This is a genomic window from Micromonospora sp. NPDC005163, from assembly GCF_053599835.1.
Genome location: NZ_JBSFYP010000156.1, coordinates 1 through 2,171, shown reverse-complemented (window position 1 = coordinate 2,171; position 2,171 = coordinate 1). Strand labels below are relative to the sequence as shown.

General features: G+C 66.2%; 2 protein-coding genes. Both read left to right on the top strand.

The window, feature by feature from the left end:
* Positions 1-791 precede the first annotated feature (791 nt).
* Positions 792-1,496, top strand: coding sequence for a DUF998 domain-containing protein (locus tag ACWD6N_RS37675; RefSeq protein WP_450006750.1), 705 nt, complete (start codon positions 792-794; stop codon positions 1,494-1,496).
* A 480-nt stretch (positions 1,497-1,976) separates the two neighbouring features.
* Positions 1,977-2,132 (top strand): hypothetical protein, encoded by a 156-nt coding sequence (locus ACWD6N_RS37670; protein ID WP_450006748.1) that lies wholly within the window; start codon positions 1,977-1,979, stop codon positions 2,130-2,132.
* Positions 2,133-2,171: the final 39 nt, after the last annotated feature.

Below are 2,171 nucleotides of genomic sequence, written 5' to 3'. Positions count from 1 at the left end.
CCGCTTCTTTCCCATGCTCTCCATGATGCTGGACATCCTCCCGGAGACCCCCGGTCCCCTGATCTCGGATGTCCGTCAAAACGGGGCAGGCCCACGACGTCCGTGGTTGTGCGGCCGTGTTCGCACCCGTAGTCACTCAGTTAGACACTCACCTTGACACCGCCAGCCTGGCTGCCATCGCGAGCCGTCCATACGGCAGGCCCCTATGTGTGCCGGTCGCCGCCGGCTGCGTCGTCCGCCGGCTGGCTGCCCGCCCAGACGGCAAGGTCGTAGGTCATCCGGCAGTATGCGGCAGCTGCCGCCGTGCCTCGACCCCTCGTTTGTAAATTCTGGGCAGCCTGACGACCACGTCCGCCCCCGGCCGGCCTGCCCCCCTCAGGCCCACCAGGAGCACGTGATCGTGCGCAGTCGTCCGTCATCGTTGCTACAGACGCTGCTACACCCCGCATCGGTCGGACCAGCGGATTAAGAGGCACAGCCGGCGCCGCGGTCAGTCGGTCACGACCTCGGCCAAGCTGGCGGCGGGGGTACGACGTCGGGTGCCGCCACCCGCCTCGGTTGCTGTCGGCGTTGCTGTCATGCCGACCTGCGCATTACGAGTCCGTCGTGGCCTGCTGGTCGTCGTGGTCCTGGTCCTCATCAACCTGCATCTGACGTCCAGCTGGGTCCGTCGACTTTCGGCGGCGTGGCTGCTCGGTTGGCTGCTTCGCAGCTTCGAGTTACGGCCAACAGGACAAGCTGTCCACGGCCGGTCCCTGGTCGAACACACAAAGAAGGATCATGCTGTCACTATGACGCGTACGGCTGCGACAACATTGACCGGCTCGCGACCGCCGAGGCGATCGGGCAGGTTGGCCCTGGCGGCTGGAGCGGCCTGCTGGCTGCTGACGTTGGGCTACCTCGCGGCGCAGCCGCTGGTGGCGGCGTCGTGGGACCCTCCGTACAGCTTCACGGCGAATACGATCAGCGATTTGGGCAACACCTTGTGCGGACAGTTCGAGCGTCCCGACGGCACCGCGTCGTACGTGTGCTCGCCTCGACATGCCTGGATGAACACCGCGTTCGTACTGGTGGGACTGCTCACTACGGCCGGAGCGATCCTGACCCGTAGCCAGTGGCCACGGCGCCGTCTGGCCACCATCGGCGTGGCCTTGGTGGCAGCGGCGGGTGTCGGCGGTGTGCTGGTCGGGTTCGCGCCGGCAGATGTGAACCTTGCGGTGCACACGTCCGGCGCGTTGCTACAGGTGCCCGGCGCGGCAGGGATGCTTCTGCTCGGGCTGGCCACAGTGAAGTGGCGTGGCTGGGTACCGGTCTTTGGACTGATGTGCGGCACGGTCGCGACGGCGGCATGTGTGCTTTTCCTTGCCGGGACGTACCTCGGTCTGGGGACGGGCGGTATGGAGCGGCTCGCCTTCGACACCCTGACGGTCTGGACCGGTGTCCTTGGTGGCGTCTTCCTACGAGACGCGGTCAACCGTCAGTCGGGCCGGCCCTAGCGACAGCAATGCACCAGTTCACCAACTACAGGTAAGCCGCTAGGGCAAGGGCTGGTCCCGGCGTAGATCACGCCGCGCCACCTGGGCAAACGCCGTCGTCGTTGGCCGTCATTGGTCAGGACTATGCATCGGCAGACGGCCTGGCGACGGCCTGGCCACCGACAGGACCTCCTCGCACACGTCTCGTGAACGCTGCCGGGTACTCGGCTTGACCAATCGGGATTGGGATCGCGAGCGCGAGTCGTCGCCCGTCCAGCCGGAGACAGTCACAGCACTGCGCCCTCACGGCTACAGGTACAGAATCCGGCGTACAGGTCGACTCGTCCGTCGCCCATAACGTCAGCGCCTCTTGCGGCCTGCTGACCTGCTGTTCGTCTGGCGCTCTTGGTCGTTGGCGGTCATCGCTGGTCGGCATCCGACGGCCCGGCGACGGCCCAGACGGGCCAGCGACGGCCCAGCGGATTGACTAGCCTCTCGGCCGTGAATGCCGCGCCGTACGACCCCAAGCAAGGCTTGCAGCTGGTAGAGGCAGCTTTCCACGACGCGTGCGAGCGTTTCGTCGAGAGCCGTTTTGATCTTCTGTCAAGCCCCGGGTTTGATGGAGACGGGATTATCTGGTTTCCAGGGGTGCGGTGACCGGGTGGGTCATCGCGTGTAGCGCTTCGTGTTCGGCGG

Excerpts from the sequence above, each read along its gene's own strand:
- ACWD6N_RS37675 (WP_450006750.1), top strand. The coding sequence starts at position 792 with ATGACGCGTACGGCTGCGACAACATTGACCGGCTCGCGACCGCCGAGG.